Source organism: Psychrobacter sp. AOP22-C1-C5, from assembly GCF_052378885.1.
Lineage (GTDB): Bacteria > Pseudomonadota > Gammaproteobacteria > Pseudomonadales > Moraxellaceae > Psychrobacter.
Genome location: NZ_JBQSYC010000015.1, coordinates 1 through 19,819 on the forward strand (window position 1 = coordinate 1; position 19,819 = coordinate 19,819).

Genomic DNA, 19,819 nt, shown 5'->3' on the forward strand with positions numbered 1-19,819 from the left:
ATGCTCCTTTAGTAACACATCATCATCGATATGATCATCAGCAGAATTAAAACCTGTGAGATAGATCATATTGTCAATAAAGATCAGTCCTAGTGTCTGGGAGACACTTGCCCGAAGCGCAAGACGTAAGGCTATGGCTATAGTGGAATATGATTTTATCATCAAGGCCTGAGATACAACTTTGATGCTTACGCACTAATGTAGGCTCAAAGCTACTATCACGGTCTCTTGGGGCAGATATCTCAAAATCGCCTGTGTCACTACGGACGGTTTTTTCAGTATGTCCATTGCGCTTATTAGACTTGTCTGTTTTCTCATGCTTGGGGTAGCCGAGATGGTCTTCCATCTCAGCTTCAAGGGCAGTGTTGATAAAATATTGCATGAGCTGCTTCTGGAAGTCTTTGATGTCATTGAAGCTGTTCATGCTGCCAGCCATTTGCGCGGCCAGTTTTTTAAGGTCAGATTGGTTAGTCATTGCTTATTCTCCTGTTAGTGGATTATAAGCAGTTACACAGTTTTTAGGAAAAGCTCTATTGTTTTTTCCTTAACTTAGCACTAATGAGTTTACGCCGATGCTCTTGCGCAGCGTTATAGCGATGAGCTTTAGCCAGCTCAATCTCTTCATGAGTTTGGATTAGTTCAGACGGCATCATCAGCGCCTCATCCATATTGATCGTATCGACAGTCATAACATTACCTGTGAGAATTGAGCGCAATACTTTATTGGCATTAGTTTCATGAAGACTTTCAATCACAGCAATGCCTCTATCAACGTCTGCTAGCTGTAGCTTAATCATCATTTGGGCATCGTAATAAGACTTATAGTGGCCATTACTTGCTGCCAAACACCATAGAGCCACTAATATTTCAGGGCTAGCGACAGGTACATCAGCCATACCAAATATCTCTTTAGATATAGGCTGATTAAATGTAAGACCTTTAGGGGTGATTTGTAATGAAAGTGCGAGAGGATATTTTTTAGTCTCATCACTATCATCTTTGACAGCAATGATAAGCTGTTGGTAGGCATTCCATATAAAATCAATGTTATTTTGTTTTAGTTCGCTTTCAAGTTTACCGTAGTCACTTTCAGAGATTATGAAATTGATGTTGGTCGTCGCACGAGGCGGTGCATACTCGGAGTATGCAACTGTGCCAATAATGACATACTCAATGTTTTCTTCTGATAAAAAACAAATGAGCTGTTTAAACAAGTCTTGGAACTTATTCATTCGGCTATCTGACTCGAACAATCTTAAAAGTTCTATTGACTCACTCATATCTACCTACCAAGTTTTATGTCAGTTATCGTCAGTTGTTACTCATCATTTTACAGAAATTCTAATAGGATTATTTTCTCGTTTGATCATCACATTAAACCATGCATCTTTACAGTCGGCTCTTTTATCGGCCGACAACCAGATATGGTATTCAATCACATGCGGTATTTTAGCTACAATGGTTTTCCAGCGTAATTCATCCATATCACAAAAGAAGCGCTCCTCATCTACTCGCTCCCCTTTTCCATATTTAAATGAAACGTACATTACCCCATCATCAGTAAAGGTATCTAACAACGAGTTAATAATGAAAGGTAGCTCGAGAAAAGGTACGTGTAGCAATGAGGCGCAAGCCCAAATGCCAGTGAACTTATTTTCCCAAGCCTGCTTTTCAATACCGCTAAAGTCTAAGTGGTGCCAATCAATTTTACTCGACATATGATGTCGCTCAGCCCACTGAATTAACTCGGCGCTGGCATCTATCGCTGTTACTTCATAACCTTGTTTAGCAAAGTAATTTGCATCCCTACCTGAGCCACAGCCCACGTCTAAAATACATTGCGTGTCTCTTTGAGGGAGCTGATTAATAAATAGCTCGGATAAATCATGCATATCTATGCTTACCGTTTGACAAGCAAACTCAACGGCATTTTCATCATAATAGCTAAGGGTATTTTTGAATGATTGTTTGGTCATAAGGTGACATATCTATTTATCAGACTCTAAGCTGTGGCAGTGCATCAGGATTAATTGGCCGCAATTTTATACTTGGTTTTGGTGACCAGACCAAATCCTCATGTTCCACCGCTATTTGATAGGCCCACTGGCTAATCGTCTCTGAGCGTTGCTGGTTGGTTATAAAACCTATGGTTTTTGCTTGCTGTTCAATCGTATGACCATATTGCTGATTGCGCTCTAACCACTTCTCATAAAACAGCTCTTCAGCAAGATAGTCAAGTTTGCTGTTGTTACAGCGATGATCAGTAAGTACGAAGTTGTGAGTGGTATCAATGGGATATTTCGACCAAGGAATGAAATGATCGACCTCGATATTATTTTTTAAAGCTTTATGACAATAGAAGCATTGCCCTTGTTGGGTATCAATTAATATAGACTCTAAGACCTTTAAGCTTTGTCTTGATTGATGAAATAGAAATTGTTGTAGGTCAATATCATCGCTAAAGTAAGGTTGATTGTGACGGTTTTTACGCACAAACTCAGTCCAGTATTGTTGGCAAAGCTTATGAATTATCCGACTGAAACGGGTAAAGCAATATGCGATTCCAGGCATCAGTACTATCGCGTTTGCTTTAGGATTATAAACATATAGAAATTCGCGACTGACCTTATCTTGTGCACTTTGTAAGTATTTCGCAGGGTTGTTCTTAATAGTCTGAGCAACCTCTTTAATCGTTGACTGCCACTTTTTAATATCACGCGTCCGAGCTATACGTATGCTGGTATTTTTAGTCTCTTGTTGCAATTTCAGTATGTTAGTAACAACCTTAGCTTGTTTCCCTACATTACTCTGTTTTAATACAGAGTCATCATCTTGATGTGAAAACGGTAGTGTTTGTGTCCAATAAAGCTGAAAAAACTGCTCAGCTAACTCTTCATAGGACATACTGCACTCACTATTATCATTAATAGCTGATTCTATAGAAAGGTTTGTAATCGCCATTAATAAAGCAAATTTATAAGTCGAGGTATAAGAGCTAGACTCCAGCAACCATTGGATACGTCTTAGAAAGTTAAGCTGGAATTCTGATGTTGGCACTATAAAACCCTTAGAGATGCGATTAATTAACTCACTGTATTCCAGACTTATACGGCTAAGCCTTTCATTATGTAATACTTGGTCTATAGACGAATCTATCTTATTTTATCCAGCTAGTACTGCTAGACTAACTTGTCATAAAAAGAGATTAGCTTGGGAGCTATAGCGATATCGTACGACCCATATACTCAATCTAATTTGTACCAATGTGATAATAAACGTATTGCTTACTATGCTTGAAAGCCATAAGCTAGTATCTCTTCTCTAGTACTTCTATCGAGATGTGGTCGCGTTCAAGCAGAGAACGCACATACTGCTACTGCTGATATTTACTTCACCGAGCTAGTATTCGGTAGATAACTATAACTTATTAGGTAATAAGCACCTCAATATTATAGTTTTCAAAATATTATTAGTATATTATTTTTAACTTAGGGCGATTATAATCACGCTTCTGTTTAGGTAACTGTTGCTATATTTACCCAGTTTATATCTGAAGGCATAAGATAACGATTTGAGTTGATAGCCATATACTCTGACAACCCTAAGTCTATCTCTGCTACCACTTGCTTGCAGTGCTCTCTATTAGGCGATGGCAAAGACGGATCTACGGCTAGCGACTTTTGTAAGAAAACATCTAAAGCGCCTTTAGGGTTAACCCTTACACCATCCTCAGAACGACAGCAAATACACAGCTGCTTTTTAATAATATTTCCTTGAAGGTCCTGCCACTTCATTATTGAGGTATTTATCTCTGTATGATCAGTGCTTTGGACACTATTGACTACAGCAGACAACCCACCAAAATCATAGTCTGTCGCCTGACCAATAAAATATTGAGTAATAGGCGAAGATAAGTCTAGTAAATGTGTACTGCTTCTATTACTGGCAACCATTCTATCAGTGGTCGCTTCAAGAATAGAGGCTTGCCCCAAAATAGATTTGAACTTAGCCTGATAGTCATCGTTAAACTTAATTCTTATTGTTTTTTTCTCTGGATGATTGATGTATTCAATACCGTTTATTTCGAGCATACCTATCAAGAAATTATGTATATGATTTGGTGATACAGTCACTTCAAACTGCAGTTCATCAGAGCTACTGGTTGCCGCATAGTCTAATATTTCTCGCTGCTTTATCACTGAAGATTTTGCGTTATCTAGTGCTTCACTCACACGTTGCTCTGTGCGGCTGATGCCAAGCTTGTTTAGATTTGATAAGACATCCTCAACATCTATTTGATTGGCGACTTCACCCAAAATCTCATCTTTCAAACCTTCATTAAACTCACCCTTATGCAAGGTCGATAAGTCATTTACGATCTGGTCTATTCTGTCATACATCGAGACAATCAACTTTTGATCCAAGCTATCAGGTTGGAATAAGTTAAATATAGCGACTCTCTTTTTTTGCCCATAGCGATACAAACGACCAATTCTTTGCACCAGCCGCATTGGGTTCCATGGCAGGTCATAATTGACCATAATGTGGCAGGCTCGTTGAAGGTTAATACCCTCACCACCTGCCTCTGTAGAGATTAAAAAAGACCCTTCTGATTCAAAGTGTTCAATCGCCTTTCTTCTTTCATCATGCTTCATAGAGCCATTGATGAGGCTCACTGAAGAGTCTCCAAATACTCTCACAAGATTATCTTTGATATAGTCTTGCGTGTTTCGATACTCACTAAATATGAGAACCTTTTCTTTCGGGTTATTGGTTAATATCTTGTCAATCACTTCCGATTTAAAGTACTCAAACTTCTTATCATTATTTAGCAGCTCATTACTAGAGATGATCAGCTCTTGTAGTAGTGCTAACTCTCCATCAAAGAATTCTCTATCTGGGTTATGCGTGGTGATCAGCAGCTCTTCGTTTTCACCTGAGAATCGCTCATCAGCCTCTAACTCCATTAATGAGTCCACTATGGCATGTAGCTCATCCCTACGGTTTTCTATTTTTGCAATACGTCTTAGCAGCGCCGCTCGGATCGCTTTGACACTTGAAGCAGCAAGTTTTCGATAAGTCGTCATCACAAAACCAATGGCTCTTGCCTGCTGATTCTCGCCCTCTGTACTCGCTGAGTATCCTAATTTAAAATACTCTGCTAGCTGCTTTTCAAAGGTTTTAAAAGCTGGAGAGCCAGGAACACTGACTGCATTAACTGTTTTACCTTGGAATATAAAATTGCCTTCAAGGTCTGTCACATCAGCCTTGTGGTTTCTAAAGACCATATCTCGAATAATCTCAGGGTTAATGCTTAATGACATCAACTGAGCTCGTCTTTCAGGTCTTAACAGCTCTAATAGTGCTATAAACTTGTCTTGCTCACCTTGGTGGGGCGTCGCACTGAGCAAAATCATTGACTTAGTTTTGTGCCTAAGTTTTTTTGCTAATGTGAACCTTTCTGATGCTTTAAACTTTAGCCCATCTTGTTTGCGACTTAAGCGGTGCCCTTCATCGAATATAATTAAATCCCAAGGCTCAGCAGCCAATAGGATGTCGATATGATTTTCACTTTTAAGTCTATCTATTGAACCAATCACGCAGTCATGAAGCTTCCACTTACGTAGCTGGTCTGAGGTTACCTTAAAATCCTCACCATATATCTCGAAACCATCTAGATTAAACTTGTGATATAGCTCTTCTTGCCACTGTCTCACTAGACCTGCAGGGGTGATTAGCAATATTCTTTTTGCCACATTACGTTGTCTGAGAGCATGAATAATCATGCCAGTCTCAATTGTTTTACCCAAGCCCACATCATCAGCAATTAACCAGTTTAAGTTGCCTGAAGATAGGATGTGATGTACTAAGTTAATTTGATGTGGTAGTGGGTCTATATCCAGATGTGACAGGGATCCTGTATTTTCGTTCCATAACTCAATCGCATGCGCTAAGGTTTTTAACCTTAATTTCTCTGCGTCCGTATCAGATCGACTAATATCTCCAAATCTGTATCTTGTTTTTGCATCTTTTGCCAAGACCAAGTGTTGGTATGGCATCCATACCTTACGATTGATTGACTTAAAATCTACTAAGAGCTGTTCAAAACCAGCCAACACTCGTTGTTGGATAACGGTCCCTTGACCTAAAGGCTGGTGACCTATATCAGGCGTCCTATCTAAGACAACATGCCCCACTTTAAACCCTGAGCTTAGTTCAGGTGTTTTTGGGTCAACCGTTGTTTGTGTATTACCCTGCCAATTTACTAATACCTCATTATTTCTATTACTTCTAACCCCTCCAAATCGATAAGAGTCATTTAATTTATACTTCACCAAACAACCGGGTACTGGAATCAAATCATCTGTCATAGCTCAATCATCCATAAATCTGCTTAATTAATTGTATTTATACTTAGATTTAGTCACCGTTAAGTTCTTGAAAACGCTCCCAGGCTCGCTCCTCTGTCCAGTATTCATAGGGGCTGCCTGCTTCTGCTTCATAAAGACCATAATGCACTACATCTTGTTGCAAGCTTATATCTAAGACATCTGTAGAGTCGTGCCACTCATCAGGTGTCATTTCATTAAGTTCAAAAACATAGGTGTATTCTGAGGGTAATACCCGTTTTGGCTCAAAAGCCCATGTCCAAATAAACTTTAAGAAAGTTCTGTATGAAAGTTTTAAATGAAACTTAGACATCCAGAACTCATAAAGACGTTCTAGAACTCCCTCTACCTCTTCAGCATCTGGATAACTTTTAAATGCTCTGCTTATACGAAAAGCAACGTTCCAAGACATCACATGATGACTCAATGCAAAGTCTTCACAATTTTTATTAAATGAAACCCAGAAGTAATCATTTCTTTGCCAAACTTTCTTAATCTCATAAACAACGCGTAATTCTTCTGGCTCTAAACCATAGGATATCAGCCTCTTCAGAGCTAACCGGGTTGGACCCCACCCATAGTCTATGAACACATTCGTAACCATCTCTAAATCTTGTTTAGGACACCAATCCACCTGTTGAACAAACTCAATAGCTTTTTGCCTCGCTCTTTCTTCTAAGGTAACAACATCTTTAAAGTACCCTGACTCAACACTGATGTCATAATCACTATCGTCTTCAAAGAGGTAGCCCAGCTCTTCAGCATCAACGAAGCTATCTGCTTCATCATTATCGACGCTGCCTAAAAACTCATATTCGTTTTCAATGTTGCTGTCATCCAAGTAATCTACTTCAACAAAAGCATCATCGTCGTCATCAGTGTCCTTACTAATGAAATCAAGAAGCTCACTATCGGCCTCTTCATCACTATCAAAGTCAAATATATTTGGCTTTACATCATCATTGACTTCAAGATGTAATTCATCAATCTCACACTCTGTCTCAACTGTTTCTGCCTTGGTAGGTTCAGTATCAGGGCTGTCACTTAGGCTAGCTTGATTATCGTTAGAACCGTCATCTTTTTTAACAGTACTTTGTTTATAAGCGACATTAACACCATCAATTTTTTTAGTAGTAACTGGTGTTCCCAAGTTGTCTAGTATTGCTTGAAAGTCACTATCTATCTCAGAGTTATCAAAACTCACTTCAGTATCTACATTACCATCAAGCTCATCCTCTACAGGACAAAGCTCTATTCTTAAGACACTTTCATCGGTATCATCGATCTGATTATTAGGATATTGATTAGCAGCTTCAGTATCAGCAAATAAATCAAGCTGATTTTCAAGTTTTACAGGACGGCTGGCTCGGTTTGAAATCCTAGACTCCACTAGAGGTTCACTAGAATCTATGCCATGTAAACCTGATTTACCTATGACAGTCTCATTTAAAAACTCATCGCTAATTAGATCATCCAATGAGTCATTGATAGGATGGTTAAAGTAGATATCTAAAAAGCTTAAACTAAAGCTTTCTTTTAAAGCATTATAAATATCGTCAGCTAAGTCTAAGTCATTCCAAGTTTGTACGGAGTCATTTAGACAATCAAAAAAGGAGATGGGATTTCTACTGTGCTTAAGGGAGTTAATAAAATATCGGTGCATCTCATCATTAAAGCCGATTAAACGATCAATTTTCCCTATTAACTCATTCTTTTTCTCAGGATTATCGAAAAAATCTTTTGGAGCACCTTGAAGCATTCTATTATCCTTATAAAAACTTAGAGCACTCTTAAACTTATATAATATGTATAGAAAAAAACCCTACTCCTATATGCATTTAGCCATAGAGTAAAATACATATACTTGCTCAAATATATCTATAGTCTAGCTATATTAGCTCATTTGAGATTAAACAACACTTTCTAATATGCAGAATAACGAGCTTTCTAATAAATTGATAAAAAATATAATGACATAATTAAAGATAACAAAAGTATCGAGAATAAAATAGTTTGCGTCATTGAATGTCACTTTATCTTAATGCTTACTGAGAAAACCTAAAGAGATTTTTACATGATATTGATGACTATAGTCTAGTTAAAACACGAATAAGCGATACTGCTAATCTACTTAACCCTACTGATATAGAGAATAGTAAGTCTTGCCAGTTATCCTTATAAATATTGGGGTTTGATGAGACGCCCTAGTGATGATTAACTAACAAAAAAACTTCTTAAATTGTATAGAACGGTATCATCCGTTGCATGTTTTACGGCTTCATCGAAACCCACTATATATTTACATTTATTCATATAAGCATTTTTAGTTAACTGTTCATCTTGGATAACGTCTAGCTGCAGGTCGTTACCTAGATCTAATAACTTAGTTACCGGAGAATTAGGATTGAGAGAATGTTGACTACTCTTCTGAAGCAGGTCTACAGGACGCTTCTTCTCGCCTTTAAGATAAAAATATAAGCTAAGCTCTCTTAGAATTAAGTTGCTTGGATAATTAGCATAAGTATCGACACCTGCAGATATACGCTCCACAACTGCCTCATGTTCAGTGAGTAGCCGCGATCTATCGTCTTCATCTACACATAAGAGGTTTTGATTTAGAGTAAAGATAAAGAAGTAGTAGTCAAAAATGGTAAATCTATCAAAACTAGGAGGAAGCCTGTCTATAGCTAATTCTAGAGCCCTACCTAGTTGCTTTTTCTTCATTAAGAAAATAAGCTCTTGGCAATGGATTCGACTCACATCTTGAATATTCGTAGCATCTGTCTTTAACCCTTCCACCAAGCTAGTTATCTCTTCATCTTTTGAAGGTTGGTAGTTCAACAGTAAAGCTCTTAATAAAAGACTTCTGGCTCTCACAGATAAATCAGATGATAAAAAACCCTCATCTGTAAGTTCTGGAGATATTAACTCCCAAATACTTTGGTACTCTCCAATTAAACGATTATGTTTACGAGCTTTCAACTCAGCAGATGCAAAGTCTAAGGAGTTAACAAATATCTCGGTTTCACGGACATAAAAATTTAATAATATTGAAAAGTACTCAGGGTCAGAAGCCAATTCGCTTACTACAGCCTCCTGACTTGCAATAATATCCATAGCGCCATCAACCTCGGCAATATGATTGTAAGCCAGCAAAATGAGGTTGTTTAGCTTAAACTGTAAAGGTATATATTTTTTGATATCAGTAGCTTTATGCACTTCCTCCACGTAATGCTGTAACAGCTTAAACAGATCTATTTTTTCGTTATATTTTGCATAAAAGTTTTTAGAGCTCCATATCCTTTCTAGAATACTATCAAAGTTAATTAAAGATCCTGTGGTCCCTGATTTATTTAGAGCCTTATTTAATATACGTAAAATAGCTTCCTGATAATGTTTATTTTTAGGCGACCTATCGAGTAGTCTTAAGCAGTTGAATACAGCACTAGAATAGTTCTGATTGTGCTCTTGCGTCATTATTTTGCGTAGCTCTGGAGATGAAAAAGTATCAAAGGCATAAAGCTTTTTAGTACTTTTCAATTTACTGACTAGCTGATGACTCTCTTCATGTACTTGGTTATACGTTAAGTTACAAATGAAGTCTGCATTAATCAGCCCCCAAAATCGCTTAGCATTCTCCATATGGAGATCTAAATTACTTCCTAGTAATGCCAGCTGACCTGTCGCTACCAAATCACTCTCTAAGCCCTTTGGAAGTGATTGCAGCACTTCTTGATAGATCTCTCCTGATGTGGTTTGTTTAACCCCATTTATCGTTCTAGTCGCAATAACCAAATCCAACCTTTCAATATCGGCATTAAACTTTTCTACTACAGCAGTTTCAGCTTGAAGTAGTAAGTCTAGGACCATCAGACGGTAAGTTCTCTCTGGCTCTTTAGCGCTTACTTTAGTCTTGTTATTGGTTGTTAAAAAACAATAGGAAATATTTAAGCCATCAAGCGCATTAAAAAAGTCTTCAATGAACTCATTCACCCTTGCATGATCGTTTCTATACCTTTCACGTATCTCTGTCAGGTGAAAGTCTTCGATTGAATCGAAGTTATATTTACGAATAAAGTCTTTGAACACTTTAGCCATTACCTTTTCAGCTTCATTAAAGCTCTCACCTATTAAAAGCCCACCGATAATCCATGGTCTGCTTTTAGTAGTAAAATCACCAGATTCATCCAGATATAACGTGAATTGTTTATTCATTAATTCAAATTCCTTTTTTATAGGAAGCTCTCGCAGTTTGGACATACAACATTCGTAAATTGTTCAGCTTTAGTTCTATGGTAAGTCCACTTCATACCATTCTTAAAAATTTCATACCCACATTTCACACAGACCGTTTGAACTGTTCGCTGCTTACATTTATCACATCTCAGCTCCCACTTATCGTTATCACCCTGGGTTTTATCGTAGCTCAAGGTCAACTTAGATCTATCAGTATTACCACATGATATACAAGTCATCGTATGCCATTTTACACCTGTCCTAGCACAATAATGCCTTTGACTATTTTCCTGTAAAAACATTCCTATTAATCTTTGTAAATTATCCTTACTACTTGAATACCTTAAAGATGGTGCGAGAAAGACACCTCCAAGTCGGTGTTTATTTGTATTTACATTACTGTCGTTATCGAAAGCTTGAGGACTCTTGATACTTTCAAATTCGGGGTATTTCCCTGTTTGACCATAATCACAGAAAGTCCCCCAGGTTAGAGGACTTGTCGGATTTTCTATTAAATTCGGTGTAGGATGTATTATAAATACTTTATTTTTTCCATATTCACTATAATTTTTTCCAAAGTACAAGCTTTTAACAAGCTGTTGATGAGAGTATTCGTTTAAATCCTTAAATTTAGCATCTAAAACCAATCTACTAATTTTCTCTCCTACCACTTTTAGTTTACTATCTCGTTTTTTAGGTCTGTATTCAACAGCTAGTTTTGGTGAACTTATATCAACGACAATATCGGGTCTTATATGTCGAGTTTGAACAATACCTTGCTGATTTTTTTTTGAAATAACGATTTCTTTTTCATAAGATACAGTAATTGATTGACGCATATTCTTAGAATACATATTGATAGTTGCGTTATATTTATTTGTAAGTACAGAGCTAATTAATGACTGCTGCCAACCTTCATTTAAAGAAAACCCATATACTTCATTTAGAACTTTTATAACCTTAATCAAACACCATCGCTCATATAAATTAGATATATTTGTAAGCCCAATTTCATCAACAGTCATCATGTCTTCAAGTAAATCCAAATCTAAACCATCCAAGTCGACTATTTTTTTGAATAGACTCTTAGCGCCTGCATAATTTGGATTTTGAATAAATACCATACTATTAGGAAAAGCATGACTTATACCAACTCGATTTTTTTTAAAAAAATCGATTATATGCTTGATCTGAGATCTTATACCAGGCAAGTGTGAGGCAAACTTATTCACATCTTCTCTAGTCTTTTTCAAGAGTTCAACTTTCTTGTCTATTACTCTACATTCTTCCTGTATTTCACGTTTTTCTGCACTACTTAATTGTCGCTTTAAATCTCTACCGTTCAGTTTGTTGAGCTGTTCTTTTCTCCTTTCTAAGTTCTGATACAGCCTATGCTGCTTAATATCAAAATCTAAACATGTAATCACTTTTAAAGAAACGTCAGTAAAGTCCTTATTTTTTGAGTTTTTCTTTATTGTATCTAATCCATACCCCTCAATCTGTACAGTCATATAAGCCAGGTCGATTTTTCCTACATCGAAATCATCTTTAGCATCGAAGCTGATTACCACATAAGTACAGCTATGTTGGTTAACCGACTTAAGGTAATCTTGGATATCAATGCCATTAACTGCTTGTATAAAATAACATCCCTTCTTTTTACCGTAAGGTTTACCTAACAACAGTTCGAAATTATACCAGGTCAACTGATAAGGATATGACCTGGAATCAGGCTCTTTATGATTAACTTTTAAGCCTTCTAACTCATCAATCTGTTCCTGAATAGTTTTCACTTCATTTAGAAGTACTTTATTTGAGATAGTAAATTCTCTTGTACTTAATAGCTCCTGCTTAATTTTTAGTTGATGGTCAATATTGTTTTTAAACTCAGATGCTCGTTGTTTTGAAAGCCTATCAAAGCTTCTAAGTAAGTAAGCAATCCTTCTTACGCAAAAATTTATATACTTATTTTCAGCTGTATTGTAGCTTTCATAAAAATCTCGGCTACTTACCTCTTTTCGTTGTGGATTAGTTGCAAGCTCTCGGAAGGTGCTAGCGACCGGTCTAGCCTTTTTTATAGGTAACTTACTTTGCTTCTCCGATAGAAACATATTAGGATTATCTACTACTTTTCTTACAACTTTCAAAAACTCACTGTAAAGTTGTAACGTTTCTTCTTTAAAGAAATTTGGCGAGCTCCCTTCTATTGAACCTTTAACAGGATTGCTGTTATCAAGAATTAGCTCCCACAAATTATTTTTAAAATCTTGTAAATAGTAATTCAACTCATCAGCAGTAAAATCCATATAATTATTAATAATTGTCAGCTTCTTAGATTTAACTCCTAAAGTTGCTGTACCTACACTTCTAAATATTTCACTATCAAAACAATTATTTTTTTTATTCCATCTGGTTTTCTGAACCCACCATTTCTTCCCATCACCTGGAGACCTTACTACTGCAAGTTGTTCTTTGCCGCCTTCAGATAATTCAAAATAAGGAGGCTCATAGTCGTTTTGATCATCAATAATATGAATGCCCACATAATGGTATACTTTCGGAAATGCTGTCGTTTCGATGAAGTAACTACCATCTTCAGCCTGTTGTATCTCAACTGAGTCCCTACTTTCTTTTAACTGACTAACCTTATCCTCACTTGCCCATGTAATAGATAAGTATTTCACTTCTAGAGAATCAATCATTATCTAGCCCAGTAGTTAACAACCCAGTCATTAGATTTAGCATCTTCTATAATCTTTTCAAACTCAAGAACACTATTAGTTGATATATCCGTCTCTGGAAGATTATTTAGTTGCCTTCTAACTTCATCGAGAAACTGATTAAGAATATCTTTTCGAGTAAGGGTATCATTGACATTTTTTTCTCCATCAAAAAGCATTTTGGGCAAGATTTTATGTAAAATAATATTGTTTAAAATCACCTGATCACTTAATTCAAATAACTTTAGGGCCTCTGAATAATTTAATGCTTGTCGAATGGTTCTTAGACCAAACTCAATGCCTAATGGGTTAAGGTAGTCTCGTACCAAGCTTATTAAGGTCTGAACTAATTCTGATTTTCTATCAAATTCGGGATAAGGCTTACGTTCACCTAGATTTGAGATGTCAAATATAACCGGCTTGCTTATATCTATATCAAACTCCATAACTTCACTTTCAATAGCGTCCCAGTCCTGCAAAAGAGGACTACTAAACTTCATTACATGAGCCCTATCTAAAATCTTAGGTGATAGATAGTGAGTTGTCTCATCCACATTAATTGCCCCTATAATTCTAACGTTTTTAGGCAAGCTTATCGAAGATGGCGTATTCAGAAAACTATTGATCATTTTCTTTAAAGAGCTATGGTATTTTAGAAGAGACTCTCCATCTTTAAAGCCACAAACCTCATGCAACTTACTATTGAAATCCTCATCTGTTAGCACATCTATGAATGAGGTTATTTCATCCTTTTTCACCTTTATAGAAGTATCATTGACTAGTGAAACAAAATTGCTTAGCTCACTAGCTAAAACGTCCCCCTCTGTAGATGAAAATAGCTGTATAACTGGCTGCTCATCCCTTTCTTCGAGAAGACTAAGAAAGTCGGCGAAATAGTACTCTACACGAGCTAGATTCATTTCATCTAAACATATAAAATAAGGGATATGTGGGTTTTTCTGAGCCTCAATTAATGCATCTAAGAATTTTGTGGAAAGATAACTATTCTCTAAAGGGTTGTAGTAGCCTAATAAATCCTCGGCACTGGTCCAGTTAGGCTTTACAGGAATAATAATAGCTTCACCACCTACTGCTTTAGCAAATGATTTAACAAGGTTTGTTTTACCAGACCCTGAATCTCCAGCCAGAACTATCAGATCGTTTGACATTAATAAAGCTAAGTAATCTTTCAATATACTTTGCTTATATACTATGCCTTTATTCCATAGGTAAGCCTGTATGTACTCTATGGCATTTGCATAGTTAGAATTAAACATTTCTTCAAAGCTATGCCCATCTCTTACTTCTGAGCTATCATAGCGAAGTAATAAGTTATTTATATCTTCTTGCTCAATTAGCCCTAGCTGTAATAGTGCTTCAGATTTTTGTTCTATTGTTTCGTTTAGGCTAGCCATATTTTGTTCCAGATTTTCAATAAATTTGAAATATTCAGTTTTTGATTTTTCTAATGTAGATTGTGCATTTGAAACACTTTCTCTTATTTCACTCAACTCCGATACTGCCTTATCCCTTTGGCTCTCTAAGTTGGATATCTCGGACTTAATATAATCATTGTTTGTTTTAAGCAGGCCCTCTTCTTTTGTCAGCTCTTCAATTTCCTTATTGATTTCTAACTTTCTTTGTTCGAGCTGTATTTCAACCTCAGCTTTCTTTACATTTACGCTTCTATCAATTTCTTTAAGAGCTTTCTTTAAATGTAGGTTATATAAATATTCTTCTAAATATGTATCATTATTAACTTGGCTAAAATGCAAAGTGGACTTCGAAAAATCAAACACTTCATCTTCTTGGTCAATAGATATCAAACCATCTAATGCAGTTGTCATTAAATCGAAAGGATTATTGTGTTTTTCTCGCTCTTCAGGAGGAGAGAATGTCACTCGAGCCTTGGCTATATCTCCAGACTTATAGTCTTTCAGACTAAACTTACTTGGATCACCTACAAATACACTTTGGACAGACGGCTCATAGCTCAACGGAAATTTGAGAACTTCATTGCTTCTAATATGCGTAATACTATCAAGAACATAAAAAGAAAAACCTGATAGAGGTACTATCTCTCTCAAAGTACCATATACCTCAAGTGGCTCAGCTTGATCATAGTCCCATGCATCTTTCAGCTTTTCTAGTAACTTTTCTTCAGAATCATTTTCTAAATCACTTTTCGAGTAAACTTCCATCTCTATCCTTATAAATGCATACCCTAACGTCACGATAGCAGCTCGAGACTATGTATTAAATAATACCTTATATTAAATATATTATTAAACTAATAGTCCGACCCTTATTTCTGAGATCTAAGCCCTAAGATCTTCAAATGGATCATCACTATCATCTTCATGATCCCCTTCAAGATAGATACTACTCGATGCGCCCAACATCTGCATCTTATCTGCACGCACTTCAGTAGTATAGCGATCCTGACCATTTTGATCTTGCCACTTCCGTGTGCGTAAACTACCTTCGATATAAACCTTGCTACCTTTTTTTAAATACTGAGCAGCAATTTCACCCAGTCTATTAAATAGGGCTATACGATGCCACTCTGTAGCTTCTCGCTTTTCTCCTGTTTGTTTCTCAGTCCATTGTTCAGATGTAGCAACTGATATATTCGTCACATTTCCACCATTACTAAATTGATGGGACTCTGGATCTGCACCTAAATGACCAATGATAATAATCTTGTTTATACCACGCATAATACCTACATCCTTATTCTACCTATAAGCAGTTAATAAAACCGAAAGCTTGTTACATATACAAAATCTTTTAAACTTTTGATCTTATGCGAGTTTACATAATATTGTTAAATTTCCAAGCTGATTAGAAAGTCTAAACTTTTATTTACCATATGTTAAATTGACCCCTGTCGTCAATCTCGTAGACCTAAACTTGGGAGATTTTATTTACGCAGCTTGACGATAATAATAAAACCACACTTATCTTGGTGATTTATAGGCTAAACCCTTTTGAATCCTCGTCTGTTTGTAGTGAAGCTCAATTTATCAGATGATATCGTTAATGGCTGTAAACCTCGTTTTATAGTCTCAGTAATATGCTAATTCATTCCTCAATACGCCCCAAAAGCTCTCTATGTGTGCGTTGTGGAAACAATTGTGAGCTGTGGTGGAAAAACTGTACAACTAAACTTAGGATGTATCAATCAGACAAATCATCAATAATCAGCAAAAAATGCAAAACATAACTCATCAAAGCAGAAGATAATTTTGCCTTACCCTTTTTCTGTAGCGGACTAATAAGTGTTAATGAATAGCCGTTGTAAGTGTCTAAATAAATTAGGTCACCTTCGAATTCAGGCATGTCCTTTTCAAACTCTTCTATTTTTTTGAGCTTAGCTGATTTATCAACAATGGAGCGATATACATTTTTATTCTTCTCATTGAGATAAGGCTCTGACTTAAGGCAGCTGATATTAACGCGCCAATGCTTACTTGGTAGTATCTGACACATAGTACTTAAGTACTTATAGAAATTCTTTTTTTGCTTAAAAGTAAAACGAATCTCACTTTTAGAGCTATTAACCTTTTCATTAAAGACTTGAAGCATCTCTTTCACCTTACGCCGGCTGTAGTGGCATAATAAACTTGGACAGCGCATAAGAGGTTTATACTAACCTAAAGAGGAAAACAGTATGACCAACAAACGCAATCAATATACCCGAGAATTCAAATTAGAAGCCATCAGCTTAGTCGTTGAACACAAACGTAAAATACCCGATGTGGCAAACTCACTGGGCGTTGGTAAATCCACTCTGCAGAAATGGCTGACTCAGTACCGTCAAGAAATAAATGGCTAAGCACCTAAAGTCGGCAACGCCTTAACAGATGAGCAGCGAGAGCTCCAAGAACTGCGTAAACAGGTTAAACGGCTGACTATGGAGCGAGACATACTAAAAAAGGCTTCTGCTCTGCTGGCCTTGGACAGCCTGAACGGCTATCGTTAATCAGTCAGCTTGCAGAGCAAGACAAGCAGGTCAATAAAAGCCTTCTGTGCAAGCTGTTTGGCGTGATGAAGAGTAGTTACTACTATGGACTAAAGCCCAAGCCAATTAGCCTTGAAGCCGTCAAAACTAGAGCCTTAATACGTCAAATATTCAACGATTCAAAGCACTCAGCAGGTGCTCGTAGCATTGCCGCCATCATGATGAATGAACATGGCATCAAGCTGACTCGTTATATAGCAGGTAAACTCATGGCGCAGATGGGACTTCAAAGTCGTCAAATAAAAATACATAAATATAAGCACGCTGATAACACGCATAAAATCCATGGAAACCTATTGAACCATAACTTTAGCCCAACAGCACCCAATCAAGTTTGGACAGGTGATGTGACCTATATTCGCATCAAAGGCGGCTGGTGCTACCTAGCCGTTACTTTAGACTTGTATGCCCGTCGTATTGTTGGCTTTTCTGTATCAGATTCCCCTGATAGCGCACTGACCGCTAAGGCGTTGCAGATGGCGTATCAGACTCGCTTAAAGCCAAGTGGCGTGTTGTTTCACTCTGATCAAGGTACCCACACCAGTAAGACATTCGCTGAATCCGTGGCCAGTTGTAATGGCATAACGCAAAGTATGAGCCGTCGCGGAAACTGTTGGGATAATGCCCCAACAGAACGATTCTTTAGAAGCCTTAAAACAGAATGGATACCAAAAGGTGGTTATGAGAATATCGATGAAGCATCAACCGCCATTACTGACTATATTGGGGGCTATTATCAAACCGTGAGACCGCATACTTTCAATAATTATCTAACACCAGCTGAAAAAGAGAAACGCTACTTTAATAAAAATCTCTTATCAGGTGTCCTAGATTAGTTGACCACTACAATCCTAGAGTGGTTCAATCATCCATGCCGTACATGACGCTTTTGGTAGCTAATAGCATATTTATCCAACTCATCTTTGTGACGAGAGTATTTATACCAACGCTCTATATTTTCTAATCGTCCTTTATGGTCTATATTCTTACTTGGATTGATAAAGCTATCACCAAAAGTAGGCGTGTACACAAACCTATTAGGATTACCCATAATGATTTTAAAACTCTCTTTCAGGCACATTGCCATATCTCGTTGCCACAAAAACATATGATCATGGATAAGATTGAGTTCAATGTTATTAAAAACATGGCTTTCTATTTCATTAGGTTGTAATGCGCTATCTAGGAGCGCCACACTGCTCGTCATCACTAAGTCAGCTTTCCCTCCTGTGTTAACTAAAGGCTGAATAAAGTAATAATCATCAAACTTAAGTAAGACTGTTGGTACCGAAGCTACATTTTCTGCAATCATTGAACTAGAGTAATTTAAGGTGGACTCCTTACTCACCAATTTAATGTTAGCAGTGGCAAATATAGGTTGGTACTTAGCTTGTTGATTACTAGGAATCAATAACCAATAATCGATAATATGCTGCTGGTAGTTTGTCCAAAATATATAGCGGTTGATAGAGATACTACGATTACTTTCAATATCTTCATCGTTGACTTGCGCGATGTACCTCACCGCTTTTTCTAATTGGTAATAGTTTCCTGCCCCCAGCCAGCAACGCAGAATCTGTTGATATTCTTTACCTAATAATTGCTTGAATGCAGGATTTTTATTCCACTCTTTTAGCCATATATGAATATCCGTAAATTTGTGCGTTTGCTTTTCGAGTGTCGATAAATCTGTTTTAAAGTAACGATTACTAAAAATCGATTCAGCACGACTGACGGCAGAATGTATATCGGACCGACGCTTGAGATAAGGGTTAATGGCGCGGCTATAGGAAGATAGTTGTTTTTCTGTCAGTTTTAGATATAGAGCAAGCCACTCTTCATTTGCTTTACTTTCAAAATCCGTACTCACTGGCAGTTTATGCTTGGATAACAGTTGATGAACTGTAATATGGTTTTCTAATGCTACTGTAGCAAAATGGCTAGGTTGCTGAGACAATAAGGCTTTCACTGAAAGCTTAAGCATATTGTCTTGCCACTTATAACTATCATCTGCTAATAACATTCCTATTAGTGCTTTTAAGGCATATATATTAGCAAATTTCTCATACAACTCAGGGTTTCGCTGATATTGCAGTACCAATACTAAGCTGGCATATAGTGCCTGTTGATCCTCCATCTCTAGAGCAGATAGCCACCAATTATTAGTGACAGTTTTAGCAATGGCTTTATTTTTCCATTCTTCATTTTCGATGATCACTAATGCCAGTACATCAATAACACTAAAGGCACTGGTCTGGTTTATTTTTAAAGTATCAAATTTTTGCTCGGCACGTTTTTTAAGATCAGCATCGATATCCACTTCTTGCAAAACACTCAGATCCAATGTTTGCCAGGGCATGTTATCAAACAAGCTCTGATGAATTAATGATTTCATGGTGTCAGCATTAATGTGAGAAAAGTCGGCAATAAAATTAACAGACATACTTTTT

General features: G+C 36.9%; 12 protein-coding genes and 3 pseudogenes. 2 read left to right on the forward strand and 13 right to left on the reverse strand.

Features of this window, described 5'->3' with window-relative positions; translation table 11 throughout:
- Positions 1–121: 121 nt before the first annotated feature.
- The 12 genes and pseudogenes from ACT3TH_RS13215 to ACT3TH_RS13270 form a co-directional block, all read right to left on the reverse strand.
- Positions 122–475: pseudogene (locus ACT3TH_RS13215) on the reverse strand (transposase); the annotation flags it as partial.
- Positions 476–530: 55 nt separating this feature from the next.
- A complete protein-coding gene (locus ACT3TH_RS13220; RefSeq protein ID WP_444756278.1) occupies positions 531–1,280 on the reverse strand; it encodes a hypothetical protein in 750 nt (249 codons plus the stop codon).
- A 45-nt stretch (positions 1,281–1,325) separates the two neighbouring features.
- Positions 1,326–1,976, reverse strand: coding sequence for a class I SAM-dependent methyltransferase (locus tag ACT3TH_RS13225; protein ID WP_444756279.1), 651 nt, complete (start codon positions 1,974–1,976; stop codon positions 1,326–1,328).
- Between the two features lie 19 nt (positions 1,977–1,995).
- Positions 1,996–3,057 (reverse strand): HNH endonuclease, encoded by a 1,062-nt coding sequence (locus ACT3TH_RS13230; RefSeq protein ID WP_444756280.1) that lies wholly within the window; start codon positions 3,055–3,057, stop codon positions 1,996–1,998.
- A 458-nt stretch (positions 3,058–3,515) separates the two neighbouring features.
- Positions 3,516–6,371 carry a DEAD/DEAH box helicase gene (locus ACT3TH_RS13235; protein ID WP_444756281.1) on the reverse strand — a complete coding sequence of 952 codons (2,856 nt, stop codon included), beginning with the start codon at positions 6,369–6,371 and terminating at the stop codon, positions 3,516–3,518.
- 49 nt (positions 6,372–6,420) lie between these two features.
- Positions 6,421–8,148 (reverse strand): hypothetical protein, encoded by a 1,728-nt coding sequence (locus tag ACT3TH_RS13240; protein WP_444756282.1) that lies wholly within the window; start codon positions 8,146–8,148, stop codon positions 6,421–6,423.
- Positions 8,149–8,603: 455 nt separating this feature from the next.
- Positions 8,604–10,649: a DUF3800 domain-containing protein gene (locus tag ACT3TH_RS13245; RefSeq protein ID WP_444756283.1), complete on the reverse strand. Its 2,046-nt coding sequence runs from the start codon at positions 10,647–10,649 to the stop codon at positions 8,604–8,606.
- Complete coding sequence (locus ACT3TH_RS13250; RefSeq protein WP_444756284.1) at positions 10,622–13,327, reverse strand: nuclease domain-containing protein; 2,706 nt, start codon at positions 13,325–13,327, stop codon at positions 10,622–10,624. Before ACT3TH_RS13250 ends, ACT3TH_RS13245 begins: the two co-directional genes overlap by 28 nt.
- The gene (locus ACT3TH_RS13255; protein WP_444756285.1) at positions 13,327–15,546 is read right to left on the reverse strand and encodes an McrB family protein; all 2,220 of its coding nucleotides are present in this window, start codon (positions 15,544–15,546) and stop codon (positions 13,327–13,329) included. Before ACT3TH_RS13255 ends, ACT3TH_RS13250 begins: the two co-directional genes overlap by 1 nt.
- A gap of 183 nt (positions 15,547–15,729) precedes the next feature.
- A pseudogene (gene ssb / locus ACT3TH_RS13260) lies at positions 15,730–16,065 on the reverse strand (single-stranded DNA-binding protein); the annotation flags it as partial.
- Between the two features lie 240 nt (positions 16,066–16,305).
- Positions 16,306–16,482: pseudogene (locus ACT3TH_RS13265) on the reverse strand (IS3-like element ISPar1 family transposase); the annotation flags it as partial.
- 43 nt (positions 16,483–16,525) lie between these two features.
- The gene (locus ACT3TH_RS13270; protein ID WP_095570347.1) at positions 16,526–16,933 is read right to left on the reverse strand and encodes a hypothetical protein; all 408 of its coding nucleotides are present in this window, start codon (positions 16,931–16,933) and stop codon (positions 16,526–16,528) included.
- Positions 16,934–17,018: 85 nt separating this feature from the next.
- On the opposite strand from ACT3TH_RS13270, the gene ACT3TH_RS13275 reads away from it, so the two are divergent.
- The gene (locus tag ACT3TH_RS13275; protein WP_095570346.1) at positions 17,019–17,183 is read left to right on the forward strand and encodes a transposase; all 165 of its coding nucleotides are present in this window, start codon (positions 17,019–17,021) and stop codon (positions 17,181–17,183) included.
- A 146-nt stretch (positions 17,184–17,329) separates the two neighbouring features.
- Positions 17,330–18,205, forward strand: coding sequence for an IS3 family transposase (locus tag ACT3TH_RS13280; protein WP_444756295.1), 876 nt, complete (start codon positions 17,330–17,332; stop codon positions 18,203–18,205).
- A gap of 29 nt (positions 18,206–18,234) precedes the next feature.
- On the opposite strand, the gene ACT3TH_RS13285 is transcribed toward ACT3TH_RS13280, so the two are convergent.
- Positions 18,235–19,812: a hypothetical protein gene (locus tag ACT3TH_RS13285; RefSeq protein ID WP_102094037.1), complete on the reverse strand. Its 1,578-nt coding sequence runs from the start codon at positions 19,810–19,812 to the stop codon at positions 18,235–18,237.
- Between the last annotated feature and the right edge of the window lie 7 nt (positions 19,813–19,819).